Annotated in this window: 11 protein-coding genes and 4 pseudogenes; 13 read left to right on the top strand and 2 right to left on the bottom strand. The window is 60.1% G+C overall.

The features are described from left to right. Positions 1-105: 105 nt before the first annotated feature. A pseudogene (locus IVB05_RS09520) lies at positions 106-524 on the bottom strand (ATP-binding protein); the annotation flags it as partial. After that, positions 524-661: pseudogene (locus IVB05_RS43720) on the bottom strand (IS21 family transposase); the annotation flags it as partial. The pseudogenes IVB05_RS43720 and IVB05_RS09520, both read right to left, overlap by 1 nt. A 284-nt stretch (positions 662-945) precedes the next feature. Between IVB05_RS43720 and IVB05_RS09530 the strand changes: the two are divergent. The 13 genes and pseudogenes from IVB05_RS09530 to IVB05_RS09590 all read left to right on the top strand — a co-directional run bounded on the left by IVB05_RS09530 (position 946) and on the right by IVB05_RS09590 (position 16305). Further along, positions 946-1650, top strand: coding sequence for a hypothetical protein (locus IVB05_RS09530; RefSeq protein ID WP_247783966.1), 705 nt, complete (start codon positions 946-948; stop codon positions 1648-1650). A 399-nt stretch (positions 1651-2049) separates the two neighbouring features. Beyond that, positions 2050-3219 (top strand): Xaa-Pro peptidase family protein, encoded by a 1170-nt coding sequence (locus IVB05_RS09535; RefSeq protein ID WP_247783967.1) that lies wholly within the window; start codon positions 2050-2052, stop codon positions 3217-3219. Between the two features lie 130 nt (positions 3220-3349). Next, positions 3350-4570, top strand: coding sequence for a CoA transferase (locus IVB05_RS09540; protein WP_247783968.1), 1221 nt, complete (start codon positions 3350-3352; stop codon positions 4568-4570). Then, positions 4567-5361, top strand: coding sequence for an enoyl-CoA hydratase (locus IVB05_RS09545; RefSeq protein ID WP_247783969.1), 795 nt, complete (start codon positions 4567-4569; stop codon positions 5359-5361). Before IVB05_RS09540 ends, IVB05_RS09545 begins: the two co-directional genes overlap by 4 nt. Before the next feature lie 327 nt (positions 5362-5688). Then, a complete protein-coding gene (locus tag IVB05_RS09550) occupies positions 5689-5829 on the top strand; it encodes a hypothetical protein (RefSeq protein WP_247783970.1) in 141 nt (46 codons plus the stop codon). Between the two features lie 398 nt (positions 5830-6227). Further along, positions 6228-7412 (top strand): alpha-hydroxy acid oxidase, encoded by a 1185-nt coding sequence (locus IVB05_RS09555; protein ID WP_247786633.1) that lies wholly within the window; start codon positions 6228-6230, stop codon positions 7410-7412. Between the two features lie 154 nt (positions 7413-7566). Next, on the top strand, positions 7567-7806 hold the full coding sequence (locus IVB05_RS09560) for a hypothetical protein (protein WP_247783971.1): 240 nt from the start codon (positions 7567-7569) through the stop codon (positions 7804-7806). A gap of 1035 nt (positions 7807-8841) precedes the next feature. Next, positions 8842-9546, top strand: a complete 705-nt coding sequence (locus IVB05_RS09565; protein ID WP_247786634.1) for a hypothetical protein — start codon at positions 8842-8844, stop codon at positions 9544-9546. Positions 9547-10327: 781 nt separating this feature from the next. Next, positions 10328-11073 (top strand): annotated as a pseudogene (locus IVB05_RS09570) (IS630 family transposase). A gap of 389 nt (positions 11074-11462) precedes the next feature. Further along, a complete protein-coding gene (locus tag IVB05_RS09575) occupies positions 11463-12851 on the top strand; it encodes a M20/M25/M40 family metallo-hydrolase (protein ID WP_247786635.1) in 1389 nt (462 codons plus the stop codon). A gap of 488 nt (positions 12852-13339) precedes the next feature. Then, positions 13340-13432, top strand: a pseudogene (locus IVB05_RS09580) (winged helix-turn-helix transcriptional regulator); the annotation flags it as partial. A 620-nt stretch (positions 13433-14052) separates the two neighbouring features. Next, entirely contained in the window at positions 14053-14523 is a 471-nt protein-coding gene (locus tag IVB05_RS09585) for a PaaI family thioesterase (RefSeq protein ID WP_247783972.1), read from the top strand. A gap of 351 nt (positions 14524-14874) precedes the next feature. Then, the gene (locus tag IVB05_RS09590; protein WP_247786636.1) at positions 14875-16305 is read left to right on the top strand and encodes a VOC family protein; all 1431 of its coding nucleotides are present in this window, start codon (positions 14875-14877) and stop codon (positions 16303-16305) included. Positions 16306-16372: the final 67 nt, after the last annotated feature.

Raw genomic sequence — 16372 nt, forward strand, 5'->3', positions numbered from 1 at the left:
CCGGCTCGTAACTCCGGTCGGGCTACGCCCTCCCTGCGTCACGAGCCCGGCGAAGCTCTCTCATCCTGATTGACGCTCCCTTGTCACCCTGATTGTCGCGCGGCATCCGAGTTCGTCCAGGACGATGAAGTCCATCCGGGGGGCAGATGCTCTGCAAGCCAGCCCTGCCGTCCGTTGCGGGTCTCGATCTCGAGGCCGTTGACGAGGTTCGGCCACGTTGCAGAAGCGGCTAAGGTCACCGATCGAATGCAGATTCTCGCGGTGGCTATGGCCGGATGGGCCTTGCCGGTGCCGGTGCCGACCAGCACGAGTTGTGTTCCTGGGCGATGAAGCCGCCGCCGGTGAGATCGTAGAAGAGCGTCTGGTTGATCGGAGTGCGGTCAGAACTGGAACTCCTCCTTGGCAAGCGGCAGCTTTGGGAGCTGGTAATCGATCGAACGAGCCTGCTTCTCGTTGATCTCGGCGTTGAGTAGGTCGCCGACAATGGGCTGGGGTTCGTGCTGACGCTTGACGGCGGTCGCCATGCGACCGGCGCATGGCGCAAGATCAGCGCAGCCGGGGTGGCTGGTGGCGCGGGATCTCGCTGGCGGGCCGGGACGTTGCGAACAACATCTGCTTAATGCACGCCGTGATCGAGCGCTTCGGCACAGGCGGCTTCCACCTGATGAAGTGCTCGCGGCGTATCCGGGCAATCGTCTCCCCGATCGGCATCCCCAATCATCTGCTTCATTCCAAAGCAGGCAGCCCAACAGCCCAATGTATGGAGATCAATTTTGGACACAGCCCCCCTGCTTAGGTGGGCAATATTGCGAGCCGAATGACATGAAATGCGCGTAATCGTTCTCATAATGCAGAATTGCAGTACGGAGCGGGGCCACATCAATGGAATTCGTCGGCGCACCTGGCTACAAATACTTTTAGCCTATTGGTGAGCCGGAATCGCGAATGACACTGCAGACCCCACGGGCTCTCGGAATTCTGTGCCTCGAACGCGGACTTGCGCCAGGCGCGCAGCCCCAGCCCATGCCAGGCTCCATTCGAAATCCGGCCACCTTTGACTTCCCTGTACTCTCGGAAACCGTCTCGGGGGCTTGGGTGTCGAACATCATCCGAGGCGATCCGGCACTCGAGCCGGCCTACGTCGCAGCTGCCCAGCGACTGGTTGATAGAGGTGCCGTCGCGATAAGCTCGACTTGCGGCTTCTCTGTCCGGTATCAGGCAGCGGTGGCCGCGTCGGTGAATGTGCCCGTGGCGATGTCGAGCCTGCTACTGCTCCCGACATTGCTCCGCCAGCTGCCGCCGCTGGCTAAGATCGCCGTTTTAACCTATGACTCGACTTGCTTAAGCGACGACCTGCTCGGGATCAATGATCCGGTCGACCGAGCGCGAATCGTGGTTGGCGGCATCGAAGGCGGAAAGTTCTGGCATGACGAGCAGAAGCGTCCGCCAGCGTCGTTCGATGTTGCCGCGATCGAGGCAGATCTCGCCACCTGTGCCACGCGACTGCGTGCCGCGCATCCGGAAATTGCCGCGATCGTGTTCGAGTGCGGTGCGTTTCCGTTTGTCGCGCCGGCGATCCGCCGGATCACAGGGCTTCCCATCTACGACATCACGAGCGTCTGCCGAGTGCTATTGGCCTCCGTCGCCTGAGGGCGTCGGTGGGTGTCACGGAAGGCCGCTTGGAAGAAGCGATGAGCTTTGCCGCCGTCGCATTCCGTTTTGAAGTTGAATTGGATGGTCGAAAGCCGTGGTCCACCACTATTGCTTGCGACCGCACAGAGAGGTCACAGCCGATTGGGTTCGATTTGCTCTTTGCAGACAAAGTGGGGGCTCCCTTCTTCGGCGGAGCGTGTCGTCGTTCCCAGCAGCGATCGAATAATCCCCGCCGCCGAGCCCCCTGTCGTCGACGCCCAGAGCACAAGGATTCGCATGTTCTCCTTCGCGTGGGCAGAACTGGGAGATGCGGGCCGGCATGCGAGAGTCACCAAATTTCCAAGCGAATCGGACTTTCGCCTGGTGCAGTGAAATGAACTGTTAAGGAGGTAAGACATGGCAATCATGAAAGGTCCGCAGGCTTTCCCGAGGGCAGAATACCTGCGCAGGCTCGCTACAGTTAAATCAGAGATGGCGCGCCGCGAAGTCGATGCGTTTGTCGTGACGAGTTGGGCAAATATCACATATCTTACGGGTAATGTGACCCGAATGCATTCCTTGCACGGGCTCGTGGTTTCACTTCATGAAGAGGAGCCAACATTGGTCGTCCGTGGCATGGACGCGCCGGGCTGCATTCACCAGACGTTCCTTGATCGCGGCAAGGTGATTGGATACCCCGAAAGCCTCATCGGCAAACCTGACAAGAACGGGTTCGACGCGGTGATTGATGCCATCTATGATCTCGGTGTTGCCAGCCGTGGCTTAGGACTCGAGCTGGGCAACTTGCCGGCGCCCGCGGCAGAGAAGTTCAGAAGGCGACTGCCGGAAGCTAAGATCATCGATTGTACCAAAACTATAGACTGGATCCGGGGGATCAAGTCCGATCTCGAGATAGCAGTAATGAGGGAGGCTGCCTCCATCGCGGATGCGGCAATCGCGCGTGCGGCAGAAGTCATCCGCCCTGGCGTGCGCGAAGCTGATGCCGTAGCCGAGATCACGGCCGCGCAGATACGCGGCCCCAACGGCGGACCGGCGGGAACGAATCTGAAACCATTCTTGATGTGCTCGTCCCCACGCACGGGTACGCCTCACATTCTGTGGAGCGAGGATGTCTTCCGGGAAGGTTCACAGATCAACATCGAACTTAGCGGTCACCGCCACAACTACGTTGCCCCAATCATGCGCACGTTCTCAATTGGCGTGCCTTCGGATCGTCTGCATCGTCTCCATGAAGCAGAAGTTTCCGCTATGGATGCCGCGCTGAACGCGGTCCGGCCCGGACGTACCTGCAGCGATGTTGCCAACGCGTTCTATCGTACGCTTGAAAAGCACGGCTTCAAGAAGGAGTCGCGCTGTGGCTACGCCATTGGCATCGATTGGATGGAGCCAACGGCGAGCCTCGCAGATGGAGACATGACAGAGTTGAAGCCGAACATGACTTTCCATCTGATGCTGGGTAACTGGCTCGACGAGGATTTCGGCTACGTCATTAGCGAATCGATTTGCGTTACGGACACCGGTGTAGAAGTCTTGACGCAAGCGCCACGGAAGCTTTTCCAGCTTTGACCCGAGGCTATGAGCGAATGGATCTATCGTAGGTTAGCGCCCGCCCGTCAGGGCTTTCGAGTCGGGCTTAGGATTTATGCGGCGCTGGACGCTCGCACATCACACTTGTGGACAGAAGAAGGAAAACGGAATGCCTTTGCCAATGGAGGGTGTGCGCGTCCTCGACCTCACCAATGTGATGGCCGGCCCCTATTGCACGATGGTCTTGGGTGATCTCGGCGCCGAGGTCATCAAGGTGGAAAGTCCAGAAGGCGACAGCACGCGCACGTTTGAACCGCAGATCAACAACGAATCGTACTGCTTCGCGGTGCTCAATCGCAACAAGAAGAGCATCGCCGTCGACATGAAGGCGCCCGAAGGCAGGGACGTCGTCATGCGTATCGCGGCGCAAAGCGATATCGTGATCGAAAATTTTCGCCCTGGCGTCGTGAAGAGGCTCGGCATCGATTACGAGAGCTTGTGTAAAGTCAAGCCCGACATCATCTATGCATCGATGTCGGGCTTCGGGCAGACCGGCCCGTGGAGCAAAAAAGGCGGATTTGATATCATCGCGCAGGGTATGTCCGGAATCATGATGATGACCGGCTTCCCTGGCGGGCGGCCGGCTAAGGTGGGCATCGCGATGAACGACATAGCCTGCGGTGTGACGGCTCTCTATGGCATCCTCGGTGCGTTCATCTCGAAGCTGCGTTACTGCACCGGGCAATACCTCGAAACCTCGCTGCTCGAAGCGGGCTTGGCGTGGAGCATCTGGGAATTCGGCGCGTATTTCGGCGGCGGCGAGATGCCCAACGCCACCGGCACTCGACATCGCCGCTCTGCGCCGTACCAGGCGTTCCGCTCAAAGGACGGCTACGTGACCGTCGGCGCGAGCGGCGACAAGCTCTGGAAAATCTTTTGCGAGCAGGTGGTCGAGCAGCCACAATGGCTGGAGGACGAGCGCTTCGCGCGCAACCCGCTACGCGTGAAGAATGTGGAGGCTTTACAGAAGCTGGTCGAATCGATCTTCACCGCGCAGCCGACAGCATACTGGGTAACGAAGCTCGATGCCGCCGGAGTGCCGGGCGGGCCCGTGTACACGTACGACCAGGCACTGGCCAACCCGCAAGTTCTGCACCGACAGATGGTCTACGACATCGATCACCCGAGAATCGGTCCGATGAAGACGCTCGGGCTGCCGCTCAAGTCCAACGGAGAGCTCACAAAAATCCGCAAGCCAGCGCCGCTGCATGGCCAGCACACGCGCGAGGTGCTGCAGCAGGTGGGCTATCTCGGCTCCGACATCGCCGCGCTATTCGAGCGTGGCGTGGTGAAGGAGAGCGTCGTTAAAGAAAGCGTGGTGACCGCATGAAGCTCGCAACCGACAAGATGACAGCGCGCAAAGAAGGCGCGATCGGCTGGATCACATTCAACAATCCGGCGCGCTATAACGCGGTGTCACTCTCTATGTGGAAGGGTCTATACGACGCCATCATTGCGTTCGCTGCGGACGACGAGGTGCGCTTGATCGCTCTCAAGGGCGCGGGCGAGAAGGCCTTCATATCGGGCGCCGACATCTCCGAATTCGAGGAGAACCGTTCGAGCCAGGAGACGGTGACCGCCTATAACGAGGTGGCGCGTCGCGCGACCGACGCGCTCGCGAACGTGAATAAGCCGACGATCGCGATGATTCGTGGCTATTGTGTGGGCGGTGGCGTGTCAGTGGCGCTGTCCTGCGACCTGCGCATTGCGGCGGAGGGATCAAGCTTTGCGGTGCCTGCGGCGAAGCTGGGACTGGGCTACGCCTTCGAAGGCGTACGCAGGTTGGTTGACGTGGTGGGCCCTTCCTTCGCGCGCGAAATCTTCTACACGGCGCGGCAGTTCAGCGCCGACGAAGCGGCCGCTATGGGATTGGTGAACTGCGTCGTGGCCGTCGAAGGGCTCGAGTCATACGTACGCGCCTATGCAGCGACGATCGCGAGCAACGCTCCGCTGACGGTGGCATCGATCAAGACCTTGGTGGCGCAGGCGCTGAAGGATGAATCGGAGCGCGACAAGCAATTGTGCCGCGACGTAGTGGAGCGCTGCTTCGCGAGCGAAGACTATCGCGAGGGCCGGCGTGCGTTCATGGAAAAGCGCAAGCCCAAGTTTACGGGCCGGTAAGCTGGCGCGCCTCGCTTACCGCCAGCCTAGTCTCGCAATGGATAGGCTGGCGGTGAACGACTCATGCAAGTGCACCCGAGCGTTTCCGCCGCAAGGCAGCAGCCCCGCCGCTGCCGGTGACCCAGTCACGAAACGATTGCTGAGCTTCTACTTGGCTCGCACTGGCTGAGAAGTCAAACGACCTGCGCACGGCGTTGCGCTGGGCGCACCAACGACTCCCATCCCAACGCACTCTCTTACCGAGCGGTGCCGCCGGTTCGTTGCCACAAGCGGCGGCGGGCACCACGATGCGTGCATCTCGGGCGCGTGGCCGAGATACGTTCCAGCGTGGCTTTGAAGGTAGTCGGCCGGATCGAAGCCGAGCGCCTGCTGCAGCTCGGCCGCGGCGTGGGGGTCCCTTCGTGCCCGATCGGGATCGAGGACGAGTGCGACGGACCCGACCCATTGATTGCCATGTCCTCGGGCTAGGTACGAGTCGCTCCGCGTCTTCTCCTATGCGGAGTCTTCTACTGCCTGCGCGCGATTCAACAAGTCTTCTGATGATTGTGTTTATCCGGACTGCATCGGGTTGGTCGAGAGCGACTGTGAGATAACTGAGGGGCAGGGCCGCGCGTGGGGCCGGGAGCGAGGCCGGGGACCGCATAACTGTATGCTGGCAGCGACGGCTCGCTGCCCTCCAGCACGCCAGCCGAGCTGAATGCAGAAAAACGGACGAATTGGATGCTGATTTGCTGAAAACGCTGTCGCGCTTTGACAAACAGTGTCCGCGCAGTTGGCCTGAAAAGGAGATCACGAGCGTGACAGGCACAAAATCCCTCAGTGCGTTCGAGAAGGCCAAGCTCGTCTTAGGAATCACACCTTCATCAATTTGTAAGCCCGCGTGCGAGGCGCCGCGGCTCGCCGCCCGGCACGCAAACATCCTTTGCCTGGACGATTTCGAAACGGCGGCGTGCAAGCATCTGCCCGCGCAGGTCTTCGCGTACGTCTCCGGCGCCGTGGAAACTAACCAATCGTTCCGCGAGAACCGCGCGGTATTCCAGCAGTGGTCGTTCGTGCCGCGCGTGCTGGTGAACGTCAGCCAGCGCAGCACATCAGTCGGCCTGTTCGGCCACCGCTACAAGGTGCCTTTTGGTATCGCGCCCATGGGTCTGCAGGCGCTGTCCGCGTTTCGTGGCGACATTGTGCTGGCGCAGGCCGCTGCGCGTGAAAACGTGCCTTTCGTGATGAGCGGCTCATCGCTGATCCCCTTGGAGGAAATCACGAAGGTCAATCCCGACGCGTGGTTCCAAGCCTATCTGCCGGGCAAAGAGGAACAGATCGTGGCGCTGCTAGAGCGGGTGGAGGCGGCCAGCTATCGAACCTTGGTGGTGACCGTCGACACGGCGATCGCCGCCAACCGCGAGAACAACGTGCGCGCGGGCTTCTCGACCCCGTTGCGGCCATCCGCTAGGCTTGCGTGGCAGGGCGTCTCGCATCCCCGCTGGCTGTTCGGCACTTTCATGCGCACCCTGACGCGACACGGAATGCCGCATTTCGAGAACAACTACGCGACCCGCGGTGCGCCCATCCTGTCACCCAACGTACTGCGCGACTTCTCCGACCGCGCGCACCTGAATTGGAAGCATTTCGATATGATCAGGCGCCTGTGGCCAGGCCACCTCGTCATCAAGGGCGTGCTCGACGCCTGCGACGCGAAGACGGCAGTGAGCGCGGGCGCCGATGGCGTGATTGTCTCCAACCACGGCGGCCGGCAGCTCGACGGCGCGGCGACGCCCATGCGCGTGCTGCCGCGCGTCGTGGAAGCCTGTCCGAGCGTGCCGGTGATGCTCGATAGCGGCATTCGCCGCGGTAGCGACGTGCTGAAGGCGCTGGCCCTCGGTGCGAAGTTCGTATTCGTCGGGCGGCCATTCAGCTTCGCCGCGGCCATCGCGGGCGAGGCCGGCGTGCTCAGGTGCATCGAACTGCTGGAGCTAGAGGTGTCGCGCAACATGGCCATGTTGGGCGTCACTGCGCTCGATCAGCTGAGTTCCGAATTCCTACTTCCTCACTGAACGTTGATTAACATATCTCTCAGGTCAAGAAAGCGGCGGCGCGAAGTGGGGAGCGCTATATCGCGGCATTTACCGACATCCGTCCGTGCCTGCGAACGATGCATAACGGCGCGTGGATCCGCAGCTCATGATCAGGTGAAGAGTGACCGGCGACTTGTCGATCGACAAGGTGCTGGATCTGGCCGAGGCCGGTGAGATCGTTCTCGTGGACGGGCGCGGCGAGGACCTCACCACGGCCTTTATCGACGAGCTGATCGTTTCCTATGCCCTGGGCGCAGGCGCAACGGCACGTGATTTCCGCTTGATTCGCAGCTCGGACGTCCACGAGCAACTAACTTCCGGGTGTGCGCCGTGGCCGTCATGCATCGCGGTCCTTACAAGGACTACCTGGTGAAGCCAAGTCATGCGCCCGCCGCAACCTAATGTTGCACCATTCTCTCCTGCCCATCATATCAACCTCATGGCGTTCGAGTCGGCCGCACGCCATGGCAGCGTCTCGCGCGCAGCGGCCGAAGTTCACACATAAGGTGCAGCTTCGCTCGAAAGTGATACCGCGCCGCCGCCAAGTCCCCCGGTTCACCTCCGTCGGCCCGCGCAATCCGTAGCGAACGTAAGGTGCGACTGTACGGCAGCTTCTACGTAAGCCGCGCCGCCGCGACGCGCTTCAGGGAAAGCGGCTGCTACATCCATAGTACTTCGACTTAGCAGCTGGTTGGTAGCTTCGGCCGAGGCGAACTACTCGGCGGCCAACTTGGGAATCGCCGCTCTGTCTAAGTGCATCGCGGGACGTGCAGAAGCCCAACGTGCGCAGCAACTGCATCTCGCCCTTGGCCTGGAGGATCCCGACCGAAACGCCGTAATAGCAGGCAAGCGTGGAGCGCCTAAGGCAGATGAGGCCGGCCAAATTCCGACGATCTTGATGTGTTCGTCGCTGCGGACGGGTACACCTCAATGGAGCGAGGACGTCTTTCGCGATGGTTCGTCGATCAACCTCGAATTCGGCGGCCACCGTCATGGCTACGCTGCTGGATTATGCGTACGTTCTCAATTGGCGCCCTCCGACCGCCTGCGCCGCCTACATGAAGTTAGAGGTTGCGAGTCTCAAGGGCGCTCTGTACACGGTCCGGCCCGGACGCACATGCAGCGACGTTACCAACGCCTTCTGTCGCACGTTAAAAGTATGGACTTTGAGACGGATTCGCACTGAAGCTAATTCATGGCCATCGATCGGGCGGAGCCGAGTGCGGGCCTCCGGATGGCGATATAACGGAGCTAAAGCCGAACATGACTTTCCATCTGATGCTGGGCAACTGGATCGACGAAGATTCAGCTACGTCATCAGCCAAGCGATTCGCGTGACAGATGCCGGTGCGGAAGCTCTCACCCGGGCGCCACGAAAACCTTCGAGATCTGACAGGAATCAGTGCAGATGACATCAGAAACCTCCCGGTCCTTCGGACTCCTTGCACTTGAACGCGGGCAGCCGACTGGCGCCCCGCCGCCGGTGCTTCCCGGAACGGTTCTGGACCCGGCTGTCTTCACTTTCCCGGTCATTTGGGAAACCGTCGAAGGCGCCCAGGTGGAACGCGTGGTTCGCGGCGATCCCGCTCTCGAGCAGGCATATGTCGCAGCGGCCCGGCGCCTAGTCGATCGCGGAGCCATCGCGATCCACTCGACCTGCGGCTTCGCCATTCGATACCAGCAGGCGATCGCCGCGGCGGTCAAGGTGCCCGTAGCGACTTCCAGCTTGCTGCTGTTGCCAGCCTTGCTGCGCCAATTTCCCGCTCCTGCAAAGGTCGCCGTCATCACCTACGACTCAACGGCCCTCGGCGAAGACCTATTGTGCGTCGATGACCCGGCCGAGCGCGCCCGGCTCGTCGTCGGCGGGATCGAGGGCGGCAAGGTTTGGCACGACGAGCGGATGGTTCCGCCGCCGCCGGTCGATATCACCGCCGTCGAAGACGATGTCACGGGCTGCGTCGCCCGAGCGCGTGGCGCGCATCCGGAGATCGCGGCGATCCTGTTCGAATGCGGGCTCTTTCCTGTGGTCTCCTCCAAGATCCGCCACCGCACCGGCCTGCCGGTCTACGATCCTCCGGCGCTGTGCAAGTTAACACTGGGGTCCATCGCATAAGACATCAAAATGCCAGGCGCGCTCGCCGTGCTGAGGACCCGAGCGCGGTTTCCTCGCGAGACGCCACCTGCGAAGCTTGTTTCTGAGTGGATGCTCGATCCCCTCCGCGCTTGATTTCGTGTCATCTACCAGATTGTCGGAGGCTTGGGTGGAAAGGGTCTGGCGCGGCGGTCCGGCAGTCCAGCCGATGCACATCCAAGCCGCCAAGCGACTCATCGACCGCGGCGGTGTCGCACTCACTCGTCCTGCGGATATGTCGTCAGTACCAGCACGCCAGCGCAGCGGCAGTCGATGCTCCGGCTGCGACATTGAGCCTGCTCCTCTGCCGTCACTATTGCATTACGACGCTCCGTGAAGCACGTGGTCCTGTAGCGGACTCGACGCGCGTGGACGATGCGATGCTGGGCATCACAAATTCGGTCGATCGCGCTGTCGTCGTCGGCGCGTGGCAAGCGGTATCATGTGGCGCCACGAAAAGCTGGTCCGCCGCCCGCACCGACGCATCTGACATCGAGACGGATGTGTGGCCTGCTTGGAGCGGCTCCAGTCCGTGCATGACGACCTCGGCGCATTCCTCTTCGAATGCACGGGATTGCCGTTGGCGTCACCCGCAGTTGCACGGACGACAGGCTGCCGGTCCACGATGTGACGACCACTAGAGCGTTAGCCCATCTGACTGAATCGCTGCGGATTCACAAATCAGCGTTTTGGTGATTCAAGCTACCCGCCGGGACAGGAGGCCGGCGGGTATGGCGAAACCGCTGTCGATGTTCGTGAACGGGTGCTTGCCACCATTGCGGGCGGCGCATCCGGCCGGCAAGCGGCCGAGCGGTTTGGCGTCAGCGCCGCGAGCGTCAGCCGGTGGCGGATGCGCGAGCGAGAGCAAGGGGATGCCCAGCCAAGAGCTCAGGGCGGAGATCGCAAGTCCCACCGGATCGATGTCCATCAGGCGACGATCCTGCCTTGCTCAAGGCAAACCCCGATATCACCATCGAGGAATTGCGCCATAGCCTGAGCAAAGAAGGTCTTTCCTTCGGCTACGGGACGATCCGTCGCTTCTTCGAGCGCCACAACATCACGCGCAAAAAAAGACCGCCCATGCCACAGAGCAGGATCGCCCGGATGTCTTGAAGCGGCGGGAAGCCTGGCGTGAGAGCCAAGGCAAGCTCGATCGGGATCGGCTCGTCTTCATTGATGAGACCTGGGCATCGACCAACATGGCGCGAACTCATGGCCGCTGCCAGCGCGGCGAGCGTCTGCGAGCCGCCGTTCCGCACGGCCACTGGAAAACAACAACCTGCGTGGCCGCTCTAACCACCCGCGGCATCATCGCGCCCTGGGTGCCGACTTCAATCCCATCGAGAACGCCTTCGCCAAACTCAAAGCAAATCTCCGGAAGGCCGCCGAACGCACCGTCAATGGTCTCTGGGATGCCATTGGCCGCATCGTCGACACTTACTCGCCCGCAGATCCACAAACTACTTCGCCGCCGCAGGATATTTGCAACCTGATCGGCTAACGCTCTAGTCTCTCAAAAGGGACCTCTGGCGATCCGCAGGTTGGTCCGACGTGACGAGATCGTTCCAAAGAGCTTTCCGCGACATCGTAGGGAATACTGCGTGATCGGCTGAAAGTCGCTGAATTGCTGCGCCGCTTGGCGATTAGCTGCGCAATCTTGTGGCGCTCTTCCGATTAGAAGAGTTTGTCCAAGAAGGGAAATTGCAAGTGAAGGCTATGTCTCCTACGCAAATCAAGCGCACAAACCCCAGGTGATCGGGTAGTGGAACTTCGGCGAATAGGTGGAGGCAGGCCAGACGAAAGTGATTGCCCCAGCTAAGCTCAAGAACCTCCTGCTGGCGCATCATTGCATTACGCAAGGTCTAAATCTGATCTCCAACAAACGCGGATTATCTCGCATGAATCCGAAGGTTAGCCAGATCGCCGTCGGTGCGGAATTATCGAAGGTGTTCGCGCACATTGATGCGAACAAAGATCAGTTCGTCAGCCGTTTGCTCGACTACCTGCGCCACCCAAGTATCAGCTCCGACAAGAGTGGAATCGGCGAGGTCGCTGAACTTCTCGCGAGCATGCTGAGCCGCCTGGGCTTCGAAGCGCGGGCGATTGCCACGTCCGGGCACCCGATGGTAGCGGCGCGTTGGGAGCGAGAACGTGGAGTGCCGACGGTCCTGCTCTACGGTCATTATGACGTGATGCCGCCGGACCCACTCGAAGCCTGGATTAGTCCGCCATTTGAACCGACGATTCGGGAGGGACGTATTTATGCGCGCGGAGCCGGAGACAGCAAGAGCCAGCACCTCGCTCAGATCCTCGCCGTGGAATCGTATTTGGCAGTACACGGCCGCCTGCCATGCAACGTCCTGATTCTACTCGAAGGGGAGGAGGAGATCGGAAGTCCAAGCCTTGCAGGATTCATTCAGGCTAACCGCGACCTTCTCAAAGCAGATTTGGTCGTAACAGCTGATGGTTCCCTGCACGAGTCCGGCCGCCCGGTTATTAAATACGGGGTCCGTGGCATCGCTGGATTCGAGCTGCGGGCTCGTGCTGCAAATCGCGATGTTCACTCTGGCCTTTTCGGTGGTGTCGTTCCAAACCCCATTTGGACGCTCGTGCACCTGTTAGCGACAATGAAGAATGCAAATGGGGAGATTACAATAGATGGCTTTCATGATGGTGTTTTGGCGCCAAGCGATCTTGAGCGTGCCATTGCAGCAGAGCTCCCTTTAGATGCTGCGGATCTTAAGCAATCCCTCGGGCTTGCAAGGTTGGATAATCCAGTAGATCGGACGGTGGCGGATAGGCTCATGTTCCATCCAACGCTGACCATTAACGGTTTCCACAGCGGATATGGCGGTCCGGGGTTGAAAACGGTGCTGCCGCATGAGGCTTTCGTTAAGTGCGACGCTCGCCTCGTTGACGGACAAGATTCTGATGACGTCCTCACAAAGATAGAGGCTCATGTCAAAAAGTACGCGCCGGACGTCGAGCTCGTCCGCTTAGAGTCCACGCCGCCGTCGAAGACGCCAATCGATTCGCCGTTTTCGGCTATCGTTCAGCAGGCAGTGCACACCGGACAAGGTCTCGAGCCGCTCATTTATCCTAAGGCCAGCGGCACTCTGCCGGACTACGTCTTCACGCAGATTCTCGGGATGCCTTCCTTCGTGACCCCGTACGCGAATTTCGACCAAGCCAATCACGCTCCGAACGAGAACATTCAAATCGACTGCTTCCTGAAGGGGATACGCACCGGAGCGGCTCTCCTGAACGGCTTGGGAAAATCTGTGTAGGCGCGCAGGAGGCAGCTCAATACGTATTGATTGTTTGCGAGCTTGCACATCGGCTACGGTGTCACAAACTTCAGTGGTCTGTGATGCGTCCCCCCGCTTGGACAGAGTCTGGCATCGTGCACCAAGGCGGCACCCGATCGCACCTCTATTGGGAGGTTATCAGGTAGTATGCGCCAGACTGAACCGCATCTTTCTCTGGGTAACGGGATCGTTCCTAGGTTCCGTCGCTTTGGATCTCTAGGCATCCCGTCCTTCGGAAGGAGCTGGTCTCCGCGATAAAATTCCGCTCGCATCGATTGATCGTTCAGCTTGGGCTCATAGAGATGGTGCAAGTCGCGACGAAGGCTCTAATGACAAAAGTACAGGCCAGCGCGATGCCGCACGCTTGAATGGTAATGGGCCGAACGGGGAGTACCTTCCGCCTAAAGGGCATCATTAGAGGCCTTTTCTCGAGGACTTCTTCGCCGAATGGTATAGATCGTGTTGGTGTGGCAGGTCCGATGGATGGCATCGATCTGAGGATCCTAGCGGAGCTGCAGCAGGACGGCGGTATCCGCAACAATGAGTTGGCGGATCGAGTGCTCTCCAGACTTTGCGAGCCAACTGAATTTCTAGAATTGAACTTCAATAGAAAGATCAGGTGACGACAAGCGTCACCTGCGAAGCGTCGACAATGTTCAACTGACAAAGGCGATCTCGCATCAGGTACTTCATTTGGTACAACGTGGCGTATCGGGACCGCACTTAAGTCTGACGATGCTACGCGTGAGATGGCCCGCGCCCATCATCGCACGGTGAAGCTGCTCATAGAAAGGATACACGCTGAAATTCTGCGCTGAAGCGGAAAAGCTAGCGAAACGCTGCGCGATATTTGGATAGGGTTTATGGGAGAGTAACATCATCTTCCCGCGAACCCCCTGCTGATTTGGCTCAGATGCTTCCACGGAAGCTGTCCGAGTTGGCGCCGCTGGAAAGATCGTCTTCGATGCGGACGCCATTTTCTTTGAGGTGAGTGCCTGAACACTGCGCGCATGTTGGGTCTGAGCGCCAATCGTCAATGAGATGGAGGTCCTTGAGAATGCGCCAAAAGCCCCCCACAAGAGAGCGTACCTCCTCCGCGCGGCTGATTGGGCGGCAAGGGCAAAGCGAAGCGAAGCATTAGCAATTGAAGCGAAGCATTAACAATTGAAGTCTTGGTTCCTTGCACGACACCACGAAAACGGCGGCTTCTAACCGCCCCGACCAGCATGTTGGCGCCGAGGGCGAGTTCGCGGGTTGGCGAACCTCGAGCCATGATAGTTTTGAAACTCATGCCGGCCCCTTCTGGCATCGGCAGGAGCCAGACGGCAGCATCCGATGCGCCTTCCGAGTCAGGAAAAAGCACCTCAATGGCTCCCGCGACGTCCATGGCGGCTGCCTGATGACGTTCGCCGACTATTGCTTGTTCGCGATCGTCTCGCCAGTGCTGCAAGGACCCGGCGTGACCGTCAATTTCGCCGGTGAGTTTATCGATGCCAGCCGCGAAGGCGATCTGATCGTGGGCACAGGCGAAATCACCCGCGCCGGCGGCTCGTTGATCTTCGTACGAGGTCAACTGACGGCCGGAGAGCGGACACTGTGCACCTTCTCCGGCACGATCAAGCGGGTGAAGAGGAGGGCGGCACCACAGTAAAAGCCCATAGCTCGTCGCCTTCCTTTCTGCACGCCGCGGCCGTGACTTCCCGAAGTTCCTCAAAGATGCCCACGAGGACGGACAGCTCACGTAGCTCGCGACATCGGTGAAGAGGTTCACGCGCGGTACTCTCGCCAGCCGCAACCGCCTTGCTGCCGACTGGCGACTGTCGCGGCGTCGTTGCCCGGGCCTGACGGCACCTTAGGCTCGTGCTGGCCAGCAGCTGCGATTATGATACGTATAACATCGAAATTGAGTGCAGCCTCGAGCATTTGCGCGGTTCTCAGATGTTCTTGCTGCGCAGTTAATTGTCACTTCGTCCCGCCGATATGTCAGGAACTCCCGATGACTATGCATGCTCAAGTAACCTCCCTCGGAATTTTGTCGTCGAAAGTCCACCCTGACGAAACTCGGTCTCTGTTTTCGCATGCGATGTCACAGATGTATCGCGCCGAGGTGCCGCAATACGGCAGCCTCGTCGAACTCGTCGCCCACGTGAATGCACAGACACTTGCGAATGATCCGGAACTGGAGCAGGCTTTGCGTCGGAATGACGAGATTGCTCGCCTCGGCGTCGAACGCCACGGGGCCGTCCGGCTCGGCACGCGGGAAGAGCTGTTCAACATCCGCCGCGTCTTCGCGGTGCTCGGCATGCATCCTGTCGGATACTATGATCTTTCTGTCGCTGGCGTGCCGGTGCATTCCACGGTTTTCCGGCCCGTTGCCAACGAGGCGTTGCGCCGCAATCCGTTTCGCGTTTTCGCTTCACTTCTTCGCCTCGAACTCATCGAGGACGAGACGCTTCGCAAAGAGGTGGCGCGGATCCTATCGGAACGGCGGATCTTTACCTCGCGTGTCCTAGAACTGGTCAGGGCGTTCGAGGCCGAAGGCGGTCTCGACCAGACGCAGGCCGAGGAGTTCGTGCGCGAAGTACTGGAGACGTTCCGCTGGCACAGCGACGCTACAGTGACGCTTGAGACTTACACCAAGATGCACAATGCTCACCGCCTAATCGCCGACGTGGTCAGTTTCCGCGGTCCGCACATCAATCACCTGACGCCGCGCACCCTCGACATCGACGCCGTCCAGGCTGTGATGCCGCAACGCGGCATTACGCCCAAGGCAGTCATCGAGGGGCCGCCTCGTCGTAAGTGTCCTATCCTGCTTCGACAGACCAGCTTCAAGGCGCTTCAGGAGCGCATCGAGTTCAGAGGCGGAGACGGCGGGAAGGTCGAGGGCGCTCACACGGCCCGCTTCGGTGAGATCGAGCAGCGCGGCGTTGCGCTTACCCCAAAGGGCCGCAAGCTCTACGACAAACTGCTGGCTTCGGTCCGCAGCGATGTTCGCGTTGACGCAACCGGCGCTCATGCCGGGGAGTACGAACGCGAATTGGCGGAAGGATTCCGGGCCTTTCCTGACAGCTGGGCGGAACTGCGGGACCAGCGGCTCGCCTATTTCCGCTGTTCGCCGACGGTTGAAGGTCTGGCCGCTGCCAGACGGGACAAGGTCTCGCCTGGAATCGACGAACTCCTGGCGCGCGGCCATTTGCGGTTTGATCCGATCGTATATGAGGATTTCCTCCCAGTCAGCGCTGCGGGCATTTTCCAATCGAATCTCGGTACGGACGAGCAGCAGAACTATGCCGAGCGCGCTAACCAGGAAGCATTCGAAGACGCCTTGGGCGCAAAAATTGCCGATGAGTTCGCGCTCTATGCCCAGGCGGAGCAGAGCTCGCTGGACGAAGCTTTGTCGCAACTCGCCGTGGCGGCAAAGGCGCAGTGAAGCTATCCGCACCACAATCCAATAGACGGCGACGGCGGTGTCTCGTGCTTTGTGGAAGAATAGCTGC

It is taken from the genome of Bradyrhizobium sp. 170 (assembly GCF_023101085.1).
Taxonomy (GTDB): domain Bacteria; phylum Pseudomonadota; class Alphaproteobacteria; order Rhizobiales; family Xanthobacteraceae; genus Bradyrhizobium.

Bases quoted from the DNA above. Each gene is read 5' to 3' on its own strand.
- IVB05_RS09540 (WP_247783968.1), top strand. From the start codon at position 3,350: ATGCCTTTGCCAATGGAGGGTGTGCGCGTCCTCGACCTCACCAATGTG.
- IVB05_RS09535 (WP_247783967.1), top strand. From the start codon at position 2,050: ATGGCAATCATGAAAGGTCCGCAGGCTTTCCCGAGGGCAGAATACCTG.
- IVB05_RS09530 (WP_247783966.1), top strand. From the start codon at position 946: ATGACACTGCAGACCCCACGGGCTCTCGGAATTCTGTGCCTCGAACGC.
- IVB05_RS09565 (WP_247786634.1), top strand. From the start codon at position 8,842: ATGACATCAGAAACCTCCCGGTCCTTCGGACTCCTTGCACTTGAACGC.
- IVB05_RS09545 (WP_247783969.1), top strand. From the start codon at position 4,567: ATGAAGCTCGCAACCGACAAGATGACAGCGCGCAAAGAAGGCGCGATC.
- IVB05_RS09575 (WP_247786635.1), top strand. From the start codon at position 11,463: ATGAATCCGAAGGTTAGCCAGATCGCCGTCGGTGCGGAATTATCGAAG.
- IVB05_RS09590 (WP_247786636.1), top strand. From the start codon at position 14,875: ATGCATGCTCAAGTAACCTCCCTCGGAATTTTGTCGTCGAAAGTCCAC.